A 15,642-nucleotide genomic window follows, 5' to 3' on the forward strand; every position below is an offset into this window, starting at 1 on the left:
CCAAGAACTAATTGGGTCGAGTATACACTACTCCCATCAGTTTTTCGTATTTATCTAGGTTTTGCCTGCTAACCAGTAACAATCCTTTTGCTATGGCTTTATAATATCAGAGTTAGAATATTTTTGCAAGCCCTTACAAAAATATTTTTTGTTTTTGGATGTAAAATCTTGACCAAGACTTTAAGTCGTGATAAACTATTGTTAGTTTATAAACTAACAGAAAGAGAGTTACACGATGAAAACAAGAGCAATTATTGAATTTAAAGACACTTACGCTAGCATGGAATGCCAAGAACTTGGTTACCATACCAAGGAAACCGCCTTGGCTATTATTTCACCTACTGGACATATTCTATCAAGTACACCGCTTTTCAGAAAGGCATATGGTTCAAACATTGCTCACATCGACCAGCTTCCTTTCAACATAGATAACCTCAATATTACAGCCAAAGGACTTAGTGAAAAAGCTAGAGCCAATTTAGAGGATTGGATTGCCCATACTATTATTCTTCCGATGGACTATGATAAGTACTTTACTAAGCATCAAGCACTTCTACACCTCTTAGCAGAGTCGCCTATCGTTGAGTCTGTTCAAGCCTTAACTTATAAGACTGTTAAGATATATTTTTCAGAAGCGCTTAACGACGAACACATTCGCCAACTTCAAGGCTTTATTCTTTCTCAGGCCGGTATCTACAGCTACATTGGTACTTCCACGGTATCAGATCGAAATGCTTATCAAGCTCTTGAATGGGCCAAACTAGATGTAAATGGGCGTGCACACAACAATCACAAACCTGCTATTTTTCACCGCAGCAAAAGCCTCTTAGGTGGTTTTTTTCAACATGGAAACCAAGAAAGCATTGCATAATTTATAACCAGGACACCTTGTGTCCTTTTTTTGCAACAAGAAAACTCACCAGAAAGGTGAGTTAGCTTGGATTATTTACTATGTTTCAAGTTACTATAGATACTGAATACCACAATCCAGATTGCTGCTCCGATAGCTCCGACAACAGTTGACTTTTGCAAGAAGAGACAAACAAAGACGAAGACAAAGAATCCGATAGTCAAAGGATTAAGAATTTTATAGGCCGGCATAAGGAAGCCATCTGCCATAAATTCTTGAGATTTACGGTACTTGAGATGAGCAAGCATGGTTAAGATATAGATAGCGATGTAAACCCCTGATGATGATGCGGTAATCAAAGCAAAGGCATCAGACACACCAGGCAGTACGTTGATAAAGGCTGAGATACAGACCACAATAGCTGATACAATGATGGCACGAGAAGGAATACCATTACGTGCCAAGGTATCAAGTTTCAAAGATTTCATAACCTTACTGTTTGGTGTTTCCCTAGCGATTTGGAAAAGGTGACGACCAGTTGAATAAAGTGTTGAGTTCAAAGATGAGGCTGCCGCTGTCAAGACAACGAAGTTAATAAAAGCTGCTGCCCACTTGATACCAGCCATTTGGAAGACCGTTACAAACGGTGACTCATTAACTGGGAGCTTCTGCCATGGGAAGATAGCCATGATGGCAATGAGCGCTCCCACATAGAAGATTACAATACGAATCGGAATTTCCTTGATTGCCTTTGGCAACACCTTTCGAGGGTTTGCTGTCTCAGATGTTGTAATTCCTACAAATTCAATAGCTTGGTAGGCAAAGAAAACCATCTGGAAGGTCATGACAAAGCTTACCCAACCTTTAGGGAACATCTGGAAGCCTTGTGTAATATTAGTAAGGCTCGCATGTCCAGCTGGTGTTTCAAAGTTAGTTGCTACCATAAATATCCCTGTAGCTATCAAGGCAAGAATGGTGACAATTTTGATCATTCCAAACCAAAACTCAACTTCTCCGAAAATCTTAACCGCAATCAAGTTTACCGAACTCAAGATAATCAGGAAGACAATCTGAATCTGCCAGGCAGGCCAACTTGGAAACCAAAACTGCACATAGCTCGCAACTGCTGTAATTTCTGCCATACCAAGAAATACCAGTGATACCCAGTAAGACCAGCCTGAGAAGAACCCCCAGCCTTTACCAAGGTATTTCGTAATAAAGTTAATAAAGGTATGTTGGTCCGGGTCCATGTAGAGCATCTCACCGATAGCTCGCATCATGAAGTACATGAAGACACCTGTCAGCATATAAACAAGTATGATTGAAGGTCCTGTTAGGGAAAGGGAACGCCCTGCCCCAAGGAAGAGACCTGTACCAATTGTACCAGCGATGGCAATCAGCTGAACGTGTCTGTTTTGAAGACCACGTACCATACCATTTTTAGTCTGGTTATCGTCGTCGTTATGATGTTGCTTTTGCGACATTTTTTCACTCCAATTCTATTTAACATGACTCAAGGAGCCCTACTATTTTTAACATAACCTGTATTTTACCATTTTTGAAACAACTGGTCAATATTGTGTATAAAATTCAGAATATTTCAACGAAAAAACAAGAGCTCGGAATAAACCCAAGCCCCTATTTTCAAATTATTAAGATTCAGGATCATCTAGGCTACGCCCATGTAAACCTTTTTCACGTTGTACTTGTCGGAGTTTTTCAGGGGTAACATCATTACCTTCTTCGTCAACAACTTTGATACCTTCAATGTGATGACGGACAGCACGACGATAGCCCGCAATATATTCCTCACGAAGTTTTGCTTGTTCTACCTCTTCTTCTGGTGTCAAGCCTTCTGCTTTTTTCTTTTTGGCAAGCTCATTGATTCGAGCAATTTTTTCAGGTGTCATAATAAGACCTACTTTCTACCTGTCATCAGGTCATTATTTTGTGTTCAATTGGTTAAAGGCGGCGACAGCCTTAGCTTTCGCTACAAGACCTGCAAGAAGGGCCAAACGGTTATTTTTCACAGCCTCATCTTCAGCCATAACCATGGTATTGTCAAAGAAAGCGTCAATAACAGGGCTAAGAGCAAAGAGTTGGACCAATTTGTCACTAGCTGAACCTGTCAATTCTAATTCTTCAATCGCCTTAGCAAGAGCTTTTTCTTGAGCATTTTCAAAGAGACTAGCATCGACCGCTACTGAAGCATCTGCTTTTTCTGCCAAGTTGAAAGCACGTGAGAGTGACTCAACAGCTGCCTTATAACCATCAGTCTTAGCAGCTTCTGAAAGGGCTTCAGCTGCTTCCAGCATATCGGCTACGACAAAGTTTGAACCAGAAAGAACAGCTTCTTTGATATCTTTTGGTGTACGTCCCATCATCTTGTCCACACGCGCCTTGATGAAGTTGAGCACTTCTGCTTGATTGTCATATGAAAGACTATCAAATGAAAGTCCGTAAAGACTGTCAATCAACTCATCCATAGGAATATGCCAACCAAAAGCATCCAAGATACGAACAATCCCTTGTGTTGCACGGCGAAGCGCATAAGGGTCATTGGAACCAGATGGAATCAAACCGACTGAGAAGAAGGAAAGAAGGGTATCCAATTTATCCGCAAGAGCAAGGATGGCACCAACCTTGGTTTCAGGAAGGGCTCCGTCTGCTGAATCAGGAAGATAGTGCTCACGGATAGCCGTCGCTACTGCAGCATCTTCACCAGCGAGAAGGGCATATTTTTCACCCATAATCCCTTGAAGCTCATCAAACTCACCAACCATACCAGTCAAGAGGTCGAATTTGTAAATTTCAGCTGCACGAGTTACCGCTGCTGTTTCTTCAGCAGTCAAACCAGCTTGGTCAGCCAATGATGCCGCAATGACACCAGCACGGGCCATGTGTTCTGAAAGGGAACCAATTTTTTCATGGAAGGTTACGTTTGCCAATTTAGCAACGAGGTCTTCAATCTTGAGTTTTTGGTCTTCACGCCAGAAGAATTCACCATCCTCGAGACGCGCCACCAAGACTTTCTCATTTCCTCGGATAACATTTTCCAAGTGCTCAGCGTTCCCATTACGGACTGAGATGAAGTTTGGTTTCAGCTGACCATCAAGATCGCGCACCACAAAGTAACGTTGGTGCGTTTCCATTGAGGTTACCAAGACTTCTTCTGGAACATCCAAATATTTAGTGTCAAAACTTCCCATAAAGGCAGTTGGGTATTCGACCAAGTTCAAGACTTCGTTCAAAAGTCCTTCTTCGATTTGGACTTGAACACCTTGTTCTGCTTCGATGGCTTTGATTTGCTCACGAATCATATTTTCACGTTCTTTGCTATCTGCAATCACGTAAACGGTACGAAGGTCTTCTTCATAAGAATCCGCATTGGTGATTTCCACTTCGTGCCCTAGGAAACGGTGTCCACGGCTCACACGACCTGACTTAATATCCAAGAAGTCTAGTTCAAGGGCTTCCTCTCCCAAAAGGACGGTCAAAGTGTGAACAGGTCGAATGTATTCAAAGCTGTTGTTAGCCCAGTGCATGCTGACAGGGAAGGTCAATGAAGCAAGTACTTCTGGGATACCAGCCAAGACTTCTTTAGCAGGTTTTCCAGCTTCATGTTTCGTCACATAAACGTACTCTTCCCCTTTGACTTCACGAAATTCGATGTCGTCAACGGTCAAGCCTTTTCCACGGACAAATCCTTGGGCAGCTTTTGAGAAGTTTCCATCAGCATCCAAGGCGATTTTCTTAGAAGGCCCTTTAAAATCTTCGGTCAAATCTGTTTGTTGATCAGCCAAACCAATCACACGGACAGCCAAACGGCGTGGTGTTGAGAAGGTTTGAATGCTTTCGTATGAGAGACGGTTGTCATCCAAGAAGGCTGCCATTTTCTCTCCTAGTTGTTTTTCACTTGGTGTGACAACATAGGCTGGCAACTCTTCAAGTCCAAGTTCTACTAATAAGTTTTTTGTCATGTTTTTTCCTTTACATCTTCTTCTTTTTGATAGGCACCTTAGGGTACTGGGGACGTCGCTAACTAACTTTGTGAGGCTGTAGGGAGATCTATGTCTACTTGACATAGATCTCCAACAGTCTCATCAAAGTGGATTTAGCCAACTGATTTTTGAACCTAAAGTTTCAAAAATCCCCATATAGCAGTACGGCGGTGCCTATCCCTTTAGCAAGTCTTTGACTTGCATCTGGGTGCCATATGGGCTCACTCTGTTCGCCCTTTTTCCATTCTTGTAACTCTCTTTATTCTTCCTCTTCTGCTAGGAGTTTTGCGCGTGTGGCTTCGTCGAGAAGTGGGTAACCAAGTTTTTTACGTTCTGCAACGAAGGTCTTGGCTACGACACGGGCCAAGTTACGGATGCGGGCAATGTAACCTGCACGTTCTGTAACAGAAACGGCACCACGAGCGTCAAGTAAGTTGAAGGTGTGTGAACATTTCAAAACGTAGTCATAAGCTGGGTGAACAAGACCCAATTCCAAAGCACGTCCTGCTTCTTTTTCAAATTTTTCGAAGTTTTCAAGAAGCATATCTTGGTCTGAGACTTCAAAGCTGTATTTTGAGTGTTCGTATTCTGGTTGAAGGAAGATTTCTCCGTATTTAACGCCTGGAGCCCACTCGATATCATAAACCGAGTCTACTTCTTGGATGTAAGAAGCCAAACGTTCCAATCCATAAGTGACCTCAGAAGTTACCGGACCAGTTGCCAAACCACCAACTTGTTGGAAGTAGGTAAACTGAGTGATTTCCATACCGTCAAGCCAAACTTCCCAACCAAGACCAGCTGAACCAGTTGATGGGTTTTCCCAGTTATCTTCAACGAAACGAATATCGTGTTCCAAAGGATTGATACCCAATTTTTCCAATGACTCAAGGTAAAGTTCTTGAATGTTTGATGGTGATGGTTTCATGACCACTTGGAATTGGTGGTGTTGGTAGAGACGGTTTGGATTTTCTCCGTAACGACCGTCAGCTGGACGACGAGACGGCTCTACATAAGCAGCATTCCATGGCTCAGGACCAATGGCACGAAGGAAGGTGTAAGGACTCATCGTACCCGCACCCTTTTCATTATCATAAGCCTGCATGAGCATACAACCCTGGTCATTCCAGTATTGTTGCAAAGTCAAAATAATTTCTTGAAATGTTAATTTCTTAGACATTGAATACTCCTTAATTAAAAATGATTTCTTGCGACACGAGTCTGCCTCGTCGATTATACGAGGCAAGACGAGTTAGTACTGCGTTTAGCTCAGGCACCCTAGTGCTGAGCGTGGGGCAGTCCGACTGTAAGGAGGTCTCTGCCACTGACGCAGTGGAAGGTCAATTTTTTTGACATGATTTACTCCTTTTTCTTTGTGACTTAGGATACAAAAAGAACCATGTCTCTGCTCCTAAGTCATTCGACCTAGGGGCGTCAGAAACGCGGTTCCACCCTAATTTATTACTTCATTTTATCTGTTTGTACTCAGCTCTTTGCTGAGAGAAAGCGCCACTTGCTTACTTTGCTCTACTTGGCTTTCACTATCCCAAGCTCGCTAGAAAAACGCCATAAGCCCTTCTTTCTTGTCAGTATTATAGCAGAAATAGATAAACTTGTAAAATAGAATTCTAATTCTACTTCTCATCAATCCCCATTTCCTGACTAACATGTGCATGGGAATCTTCATGGAGAATGTCATTATCAATAATTGAAGCTTCTCGAAGTTGTTTTGCTTTTTCCTTATCCTTAGGTGTTAAATCTTGATCAGGATCATAAGCTTTCTCGACAATAGCTAAAAGATGATTTCGGATTTCCTTTTCCTTACGAATCTTTGCTTTTTTTACGATAACTTGCGACGACCAAGACAACCAGCATCAGTAATCCAAGATAACCAATAAGGGGATACATGACTGCCACCAGTTGACGGAAACCCATGAAAGATATAGCAAAACCAGTCAGGGCAAAGGCAGACACAAAGAACTTAAATCGTTTATCACTACCCGCTGAGAAGCGTTTCCCAAGGGCATAGTAAAGACTAAAGACGGTATTGAAAATCAAACCAAAAATCACTAAGGCGTAGAGCGTCGCAAAGATAGGGTTCACTTCCTTAGCAATAGCCAACATAGGAACATCCGAGCTCGCAATTTTATCACTGTTAGCAAAGAGAATCAAGGTCGTGATGAAAAAAATCACACCAACCATGAAGCCACCCCAGGCACCGCTCTTTTCAGCTTCATTGATTTTGAGAATAGAGCCCCCCATCACAAATGCCATCGCTATGGCCGACATGACACAAACAGCAAAATAATTGACTACAGACAGCCAGATACTTGGGAAAGGTGATTGAATGGTTTGCGACACCTTATCCATCTCTGTAAAATCCCAGTGACGCCCTAAAACATTGGTCATAAAAATAAGAGCAATCATAACCAAAATCATAGGGGTAAAAACTCCGATAACTCCGATGATCTTTTTGAAATCTAGGAAACTCACAAAGATAGTCAGAGCTGTACACAGGAAGGCACCTACCCAAATCGGAAAGCCGAACTGTTGGTTTAGGTTAGCCCCTGCACCTGCTGCCATAACAAAGCCAAAAAGAAAGCAGGTGATAATCAGAGCAATGTCCATAATACGATAAATAACGGGATGGCTAATCTCAGCCAGAACGACTGAATGGTCATCAGAACGGTAATAACTTCCCAAAGCAATCATGAGTCGCCCAAAGCCAACATGCAAGATTCCTAGAACTATGACACCTATCAGTCCCCAGGCTCCAAAACTAACAAAATACTGTAAGAGGTCCTGTCCTGAAGATACCCTTGCACCAATCATCACACCGACATAGGCCAGGGCAATGCTCCAAATACGTTTTGACATATTACCTCCTGTAAAATAAAAAGTATTTCCATTCTAAACCTGTACTGTTACAATTCTGTAAAAAACGAAAAAACAGTACTTAAATAAGAAAGTACTGCTTATACTATTACTTCTCCCAACCTTTACGTCCATCAATATAAGTCGCTTGTAACTCCAAGGAATCATCTAAAACGATGAAATCGGCTGGAAGACCAGCTTTAAGGCTACCACATATATTTTCTAGCCCAACCGATTTAGCAGGAATACTAGTTGCCATTTGTAAGGCTTGAGCAACCGTCGCGAGCCCCCAATCAACCACATGTTTAACACCGTCTTTGAGTTGTAGGATAGAGCCAGCTAGGTTACCACCTTCCTTAAGGCGAGCGGTACCATTTTCCACAATAACAGGAAGCTCACCTAACATATAGTCACCATCAGGACAGCCTCCCGCTGACATACAGTCTGTAATTAGGGCAACTCCTTGAGGCGTTTTTTGCTTGATGAGGACCTTACAAGCTGCAGGAACCACGTGATGACCATCCGCAATCAGTTCACCAATTGTCTCAGGACTATCAAAGGCCGCTCCAACCATTCCAGGCTCACGATGTGTAAACCCACGCATACCGTTGTAGACGTGAACCCAAACGGATGCCCCAGCTTCCACAGCCGCTACAGCTTCCTCGTAAGTAGCATTGGAATGGCCTAGAGCGATTGTCACACCTTGCCCAGTCGCTTCTTTGATAAATTCAACGACACCCTCACGTTCAGGAGCCAAGGCCAGCTTGATTAATTTTCCTTGAGCCGCCTCTTGCCATGCTTCCAACTGTTCGATACTTGGATTGCCCATGTATTTAGGATTTTGCGCCCCCTTATAGGTTTCAGTGAAATAAGGTCCTTCAAAGAAGAGGCCTTGGATTTTGGCACCAGTCTCCTTACCAGCCGTCTCTGCTGTTGTCTGACAGATAGCTTTTAGCTCTTCAAATGGCGCTGTCAATGCTGTCGGTAAGAAAGAGGTCACACCTGCTGAAAGCAAGGCCTGACTCATGCCTAGAAGACTTTCCTCAGAATTATCCATAACATCGTATCCCGCAAATCCATGAATGTGGGTATCCACAAGGCCAGGAGCAATCTGATAATCACTGTAATCTAGCACCTCTGCACCTTCTGGTACATTTTCCGTCCAGTCACCAAAACGGCTATCCTCAACCGCTAGGTAGCCACCTTCCTTGATTTTATGTTCAAAATAAAAACGTTTGGCTGAAATATAACAGGTCATAAGATCACCTCTCATCATTTTTCTATATTCTTAATTCGCTTTCATTATATCAAAAAAGCCGAGAAAATTTCTCGACTTTTTATCTTAAATAACACCTTCTGTAACCTTTTCAACAAGGTTAATCGCATGGTCTGCGATACGTGTGTAATGTGAGAGGTAATCAACATAGTTGATACCAGCTTGCGCTGTACACTCACCATTGTTAAGACGTTTGGTATGTATTTTACGCAATTGTTTCTCAAGTTTTTCCAACTCCTCTTGACGAAGGATAACTTGACCTGCAAGCACCTTGTCATCATCCACAACAACACGAATACTATCAAGAACAATACGGTGCGTACGGTTATAAACATCCCCAAGCTCAGCCTTAGCAGTCTCAGAGAATTCAATTCCCTTATTATGAATATGTTGTGAAAGGTTGGCACTTGCAACTGCCAAATCACCAATACGCTCCAAGTCACGAACAGAATCTAAAACACTTGCCAAAACTTCGTTTTCAGAAACACTAAGTGACTCGTTAGAGATGTCAATCAAGTAAGTTGTCAACTCTTCATCAATACTGTTAACAGCTGTTTCATACTTCTCTACCTTGTCAAAGTATTTCTCATCACCCTTATCAAAGAAAGCGTATGAAGCCTCCAAAGATTGAATGGCATATGATGCTAAGTGAACCAACTCTTTCTTAGCATTACCAAGGGCAATGGCTGGTGCTTGTGTGATAAGCAAACGATCCAAGTAAAGCGCTTCGTACTTGTTAACTTCATCCTCACCAGGAATAATCTTAGTAACAAGATAAGCAAGAAGCCCAATGAATGGGAATTGCACGATAGTGTTTGCAATATTGAAGGTACCATGGGCAAAGGCGATTGTCATCTCTGGTGTCAAACCAAGCACAGACTTAAACCATTGAATCAGTGCTGTAAATGGCACCAAGAGAATCAAACACAGGATTGTTCCAATAACGTTGAACAGGACGTGAGCTCCTGCCACACGTTTAGCTGCAATGTTAGAACCAAGAGCCGCAAGAACTGCTGTAATAGTCGTACCGATATTATCCCCAAAGAGGATTGGAAGAGCACCTTGTAAGTCGAGCAGACCACCTGAGTAAAGACTCTGAAGAATACCAATGGTAGCTGCCGATGATTGAATCAACATGGTCAATCCAGCACCAATGATAACACCCATGATTGGACGGTCACCTAAAGTTGCCAGGTAATCTTTAAAAGCTGTAACTGACTTCAAAGGTTCTACCGCATCTCCCATAAGGTTAAGGGCAAAGAAAATCCCCCCAACACCAAACAAGATACGTCCTAGGTTATTGAGCTTCTTATTACTCGTAAAGAAGAGAAGCGCCGCTCCAATGAAAATCACTGGAAGGGCATAGTCCCCAAGCTTGAAACCAATCATGAAGGAGGTTACGGTTGTCCCGATATTCGCCCCCATGACAATTCCAATAGCTTGACGAAGACTCAAAAGCCCTGCCGAAACCAGACCTACGACAATAACGGTTACCCCTGAACTCGACTGAATCAAGGCCGTCATGACAATACCAATCAGAACCCCTAAAAATGGGTTACTGGTGTACTTATCGATGTAAAAGCGTAGTTTATCTCCGGCCGCTTGTTGAAGACCATCACCCATGTACTTAATACTAAATAGGAAAAGTCCCAAACCACCGAGGAAAGAAAACGCAATATCTTGCCAATTTACTGACACATTTTTATCCTCATTATTTAAGATTTTCGGAAAAACCGACTCTCCTATTGTATCTATTTATTAAGGAATAAACAAGACCTTTCCCCAAAATAATAGAAAGATCAGAAGAAGATCTGACCTTTCTAGATATCTCATTAATCCACTTGAACATAACGTCGAACACCACTATAGCTGATGTAAGAAATCCAGCTATGACTATCTTGAGTAACTTTCATATCAAAATAAATCGTGTCTCCTGCTTCTAAGTAAAATTCAACTGGGGCAGTATTACTAGGAATGTTTTTGACTGCTGAGCGTTGCGTTAGTTTATAGCTACCAGACTCTGCTAAACCACTATCAATAGGTACTTGGTTATCAGTAACAGTTACATCTTTCGGTAACGTAACATCATTTGACTCTTTAAAGTAGACCTTTGTGCTACCATTAGTTGTTACTTGGATGGTATCTTGCTCATAAGTTGGTCCTGAAATAGCTGCCTTTTTAGAGACAAAGCTAATATCCCCAACATTGCCAACAGTATCACCTCTATCTCTTGAAAGAATGGCTTCATACTTGCCTGAACCCTCCTGATAACCATCTTTAGGGTGCACATAATTATGACTAGTTGCTTGACCTTGGGGCGTAATATCTCCTACTAAGCTTGTGTTATTAAAAACCAATCTACTACCATCACTAGACTTCCAAGTCCCAGCAATACTGTCAAACTGACCGCGCGCAACCGCACTCACATCCATATCCACAGTCGCCACTTGCGTGTCTGTCTTAGCCTGACTGCTTGATTGACTACTTGAAGCTTTGTTATCACTTGAGGTTTTAGGAGCTTGAGACTGACTAGCTGAAGACTGGCTTCCGTTTGAAGATTTAGGAGCTTGGGACTGACTACTTGATGCAACTGAAGAACTGCTTGAAGACGATGACTGAGCCTGACCACTACTTGAACTTGGAGCTGAAGCCTTTTTACTACCTTGTGTGCTTGAAGATTCAGCCTTCGAACCCGAAGACTCCTTTACCTTGGTACTTGACTTACTTGATGACTTGCTCTTACTAGGTGAGCTTACCTGGCTACTCTTGGCCGTCTTATCCACTGACCTCGATTCCTTGTGGCTGGAACAGGCTGTCAGTAAGGCCATTGAGGAAAGGGTAACCATGGAAAGTACGATTGCTCGGGAAAATTTGTTTTTCATAATCATTTCCTCATTTCTAGTCTGTTTCAAAAAGCAAAGAAAAGGCTAGCTATTCAGATTAATCTAGGTATACTTCTCTACTTTTTAGTGAATTTTCTTCAATATTATTATACCATTTCCTAATGTAAACGCTAACAAATCTAATCTGTAAATCCTAAAAAATAGATGAAAATATTTTGTACTCTTGTGACATAAGAGATAAAAAACGAGAAACATTTTCATAACAATCTAGCTTTTTGTATAGAATGACCAAAACTATCTTGACCATTCTTAGTCTCATTTATCACACGACTAGTCTATGACTGGAATCAAGGCTTCCTCTACAGCCATGACTCTAATCACCTTCAGCGCTACCATAAGAGATAGAAAAACCTTTAGCAGATATAGAAGCTAAAGGTCTTTTCTTATAGAGCCCAGGTACGAATGGCGTGGGCTACACCTGCCTGGTCATTTGTCAAGGTCACATATTTACACAAATCTTTGATAGCCTCACTGGCATTTCCCATGGCAACGCTTTGAACTACGAACTGAAGCATTTCAAGGTCATTGGCAGCATCGCCCAAAGCCATGATTTGATCCGGGTCAATGTCAAGCTTTTCCGCTAAATTTTTAAGACCGCTAGCCTTAGTTGCCCCCTGCGGCATGATTTCAAAGATATAGTCTTGACTACGAACTGTGCTATAGCTCTGATCAAGTCTATCTTGCACAGCATTTTGGAAGACATCCAAAGGTTCAGAATCAGCCATATACATGGCTTGGAAAATCACTTGCCCTTCCTCAAAAATTTCTTCCAAGCTCCTAGCTTTAGCTTCTGTGAAAACAGTCCCAGCATCATAAGCTACTAGCTCAGGTACCTCATCGCCCACAACATAGTAAGTTTTTTCACCAGTAAAGGTTAGAGCCACCTCTGGGAAGTTTTCACGGGCCTGTAAGAGTTCTTCCATTTCAGGGCGAGATAAACTTTCAGATTGAAGTAAGGTCCAATTTTTAGTTTCATAAGTTGAACAACCATTGTTCATGATAATGTACTCTTCTTCACTAAGACCCAATTTTTCAAAATGGGGAACAATGCCTGAACGTGGGCGACCTGTACAGAGTACGATTTTAATACCTGCTGCAGCCGCCTCTTGAATAGCCTTGATATTCTCTTTAGGAATCTCTTTTTGGCTATTTAAGAGTGTCCCGTCCATATCAATTGCAATGAGTCTCACTTGGTTCTTATTCATTTATTCTCCTTTGACCCTAAAAAGTATCATAAATAGTTAACTGGTATTGTTCGATGATGCTGTTCAATTTATCCCCATAGGTTGTGTCCGTAGCGTAAACCCCAGTTAAAGCTGCTGTGGCATCTTTGTAACTCTTTGTCTTAGAACGGTGCACTCCTACATAGTAGCTCCCCTCAAGGAAGTCCACATAGTCCTGTAAAGAATTTTCCACAGAACCATAGGAACGAAAGGCCGCATCAATATAGTAGGGATTCCCCTTACCATCATCCTCCCAGGTCGGTAGCGTTACACTTTGACCATTATACTCTCCTTTAATTCCAAAGAAATTGTAGGATGGCTTTTGACTTAATTGTGACTGTCCAGAGTCCGATTCTAGAATGGCCTGAGCTATCATGACAGATGCATAAAGATCATTTCTAGCTGCCAAATAGCGTGACGTCTCACCAATCTCAGCAATAAAAGCAACTGTCGTCTCATCTGTAGATGTCATATTCTTTTCCATAGTCAACCTTGGAAAATTTAAACTAGCTAGGAGTCCCAATAAGGCAAATAGGCCAATAAAAATCAGACTCCACTTTTGGAAAAATTTAGGAAAAAGCAAGAAAGACTTCTTTTTCTTTTTAGTTTTCTTAGGTCTAGCTTTCGACTTAGTTTTCTTTTTTCCTTTCGCCAATCGGTCACCTCCTCAATAATACTAACTCCTCTAAGTATATCAAAATTCACTAAAAAAGACCCAAACCAACTGGTTTAAGCCCTGCTTCAATATGAAATTAAATAGCGTCTCCGCCCCGTTCGCCAGTACGAATACGAATGACATCATCAATAGGAACAATAAAAATCTTCCCATCACCGACTTCACCAGTCGCCACAGCACTACGGATAGCATCAACAACCTCATCAACTGCCAGGTCCTTGACTACTATTTCCACCTTAACCTTAGCCAATAAGGTAGGAACAATGCGTTGCCCACGAACGAACTCCGCAAAGCCACGTTGAGTTCCATAACCCAAGACCTGACTCACAGTCATCCCCTTAGCCAAACCACTACCAGTCAAGGCATTTTTCAAATCTTCCAATTTATCCGAACGAATAATCGCTTCTATTTTTTTCATCAGTATCCTCCTACGAATCCAAACCCATAAAGGTTGGATAGGCTGTTTCCTTGTGTTCACAGTCATCTAGACCAATTGCCTCATCACGGTCACTGACACGTAAAGGCATATAACGTGCAATCACTTTTATGATACCATAGGTTACCAGCCCCGACCACGTAGCTGTGAAAATAATGGCCAAAACTGTCACTAAAAACAAACGAGCATTTCCATAGATAAGTCCAAAATTAGCCTTATCTAGGGCTAGATTTGGTGTTGTAAAAACAGCTGTAACCAAACCACCAAAGATTCCTCCGACACCGTGACAACCAAAAGCATCCAAAGCATCATCATAGGCAAAGCGTTTTTTCAAGACAGAGATGGCATAGAAACAGACTGGACTAACCATAGCTCCAATTAGAATGGCACTCCAGATGGAAACGAAACCAGCTCCAGGTGTGATGGCAACAAGTCCGGCTACTAAACCAGTCGAACCACCGACCAAAGATGGGTGACCAGTCACATATTTTTCAAGAGCTAGCCATGAAAACATGGCGGCTGCTGCAGAAATATGCGTAGTCACAAGAGCATGAACTGCTAGGCCATTGGCCGCTAGGGCAGAGCCTGCATTAAAACCAAACCAACCAAACCAGAGGAGACCCGCTCCCAGCAAAACAAAAGGAACATTATGAGGACGGTGCTCTAAAATCCCATAGTCACGACGTTTTCCAACAACAATTGCCAAAACCAAGGCCGAAACACCAGAAGTAATGTGAACCACATCACCACCCGCAAAGTCAATCGTCCCCCACTTGGCAAGAATACCATCTCCCCATACCATATGTGCAAAAGGATAATAGACCAGAAGTAACCAAAAGACCACGAAAATAGCTAAAGGGGTAAAGCGCATACGCCCTACTACTGAACCTGTCAAAATCGCCACACAGATAATGGAAAACATCATCTGAAAAGCCGCAAATAAGAGATCAGGAATGGCTAGACCACGACTTGAAGTCGTTTCAGAGACTCCATGTAAAAAGAGATGACTAATATTCCCAAAGAAATAACCCTGACCACCAAAAGAAAGTGAATAACCAGCAACAACCCACAAGAGGGAAGCAATTGCTAGGGGAAGAACAGACATCATCATGGTATTAATGACATTTTTTCGACGCCCAAGGCCACCATAGAAGAAGGCCAAAGCTGGTGTCATCAAGCACACCATGGCTGAACATATCAATATAAAGGCACTGCTACCTGTATCCATGAAACCACTCCAATCCAAAGGAATTATTTTATGTTAGATAATATAACACAAAAACAAATAGTTCACAAGCTTATTTATGGAATTTTTTGATAATTCTTTCTTTTCTAACATCTTATGTCGCTGCAAAAAAAAGAGCCTCTTAAACCCCATGAAAAAGGTTATAAAGCTCTTGTCTATT

Annotated in this window: 12 protein-coding genes and 1 pseudogene; 1 reads left to right on the forward strand and 12 read right to left on the reverse strand. The window is 42.0% G+C overall.

The window, feature by feature from the left end:
- Window positions 1-235: 235 nt before the first annotated feature.
- Window positions 236-871 carry a nucleotidyltransferase gene (locus RWZ99_RS02010; protein WP_314676044.1) on the forward strand — a complete coding sequence of 212 codons (636 nt, stop codon included), beginning with the start codon at window positions 236-238 and terminating at the stop codon, window positions 869-871.
- Window positions 872-942: 71 nt separating this feature from the next.
- On the opposite strand, the gene RWZ99_RS02015 is transcribed toward RWZ99_RS02010, so the two are convergent.
- The 12 genes and pseudogenes from RWZ99_RS02015 to RWZ99_RS02070 all read right to left on the reverse strand — a co-directional run bounded on the left by RWZ99_RS02015 (window position 943) and on the right by RWZ99_RS02070 (window position 15,464).
- Complete coding sequence (locus tag RWZ99_RS02015; RefSeq protein ID WP_314676045.1) at window positions 943-2,334, reverse strand: amino acid permease; 1,392 nt, start codon at window positions 2,332-2,334, stop codon at window positions 943-945.
- Between the two features lie 168 nt (window positions 2,335-2,502).
- Window positions 2,503-2,760 carry a DUF896 family protein gene (locus tag RWZ99_RS02020; protein ID WP_314676047.1) on the reverse strand — a complete coding sequence of 86 codons (258 nt, stop codon included), beginning with the start codon at window positions 2,758-2,760 and terminating at the stop codon, window positions 2,503-2,505.
- A gap of 33 nt (window positions 2,761-2,793) precedes the next feature.
- Window positions 2,794-4,830, reverse strand: a complete 2,037-nt coding sequence (glyS, locus tag RWZ99_RS02025) for a glycine--tRNA ligase subunit beta (RefSeq protein WP_314676048.1) — start codon at window positions 4,828-4,830, stop codon at window positions 2,794-2,796.
- Between the two features lie 280 nt (window positions 4,831-5,110).
- Entirely contained in the window at window positions 5,111-6,028 is a 918-nt protein-coding gene (gene glyQ, locus RWZ99_RS02030; protein WP_002886077.1) for a glycine--tRNA ligase subunit alpha, read from the reverse strand.
- Between the two features lie 454 nt (window positions 6,029-6,482).
- Window positions 6,483-7,725: pseudogene (locus RWZ99_RS02035) on the reverse strand (hypothetical protein).
- A gap of 106 nt (window positions 7,726-7,831) precedes the next feature.
- On the reverse strand, window positions 7,832-8,980 hold the full coding sequence (nagA, locus tag RWZ99_RS02040) for an N-acetylglucosamine-6-phosphate deacetylase (protein WP_314676049.1): 1,149 nt from the start codon (window positions 8,978-8,980) through the stop codon (window positions 7,832-7,834).
- Window positions 8,981-9,064: 84 nt separating this feature from the next.
- Window positions 9,065-10,696: a Na/Pi cotransporter family protein gene (locus RWZ99_RS02045; RefSeq protein ID WP_314676050.1), complete on the reverse strand. Its 1,632-nt coding sequence runs from the start codon at window positions 10,694-10,696 to the stop codon at window positions 9,065-9,067.
- Window positions 10,697-10,830: 134 nt separating this feature from the next.
- On the reverse strand, window positions 10,831-11,880 hold the full coding sequence (locus RWZ99_RS02050) for an SH3 domain-containing protein (protein ID WP_314676051.1): 1,050 nt from the start codon (window positions 11,878-11,880) through the stop codon (window positions 10,831-10,833).
- 404 nt (window positions 11,881-12,284) lie between these two features.
- On the reverse strand, window positions 12,285-13,106 hold the full coding sequence (locus RWZ99_RS02055) for a Cof-type HAD-IIB family hydrolase (protein WP_314676052.1): 822 nt from the start codon (window positions 13,104-13,106) through the stop codon (window positions 12,285-12,287).
- A gap of 16 nt (window positions 13,107-13,122) precedes the next feature.
- A complete protein-coding gene (locus RWZ99_RS02060) occupies window positions 13,123-13,779 on the reverse strand; it encodes a glycoside hydrolase family 73 protein (protein WP_314676053.1) in 657 nt (218 codons plus the stop codon).
- A gap of 97 nt (window positions 13,780-13,876) precedes the next feature.
- Window positions 13,877-14,218, reverse strand: a complete 342-nt coding sequence (locus RWZ99_RS02065; protein ID WP_314676054.1) for a P-II family nitrogen regulator — start codon at window positions 14,216-14,218, stop codon at window positions 13,877-13,879.
- A gap of 10 nt (window positions 14,219-14,228) precedes the next feature.
- Window positions 14,229-15,464: an ammonium transporter gene (locus RWZ99_RS02070; RefSeq protein WP_314676055.1), complete on the reverse strand. Its 1,236-nt coding sequence runs from the start codon at window positions 15,462-15,464 to the stop codon at window positions 14,229-14,231.
- Window positions 15,465-15,642: the final 178 nt, after the last annotated feature.

It is taken from the genome of uncultured Streptococcus sp. (assembly GCF_963545685.1).
In the GTDB taxonomy this organism is placed as follows: Bacteria; Bacillota; Bacilli; order Lactobacillales; family Streptococcaceae; genus Streptococcus.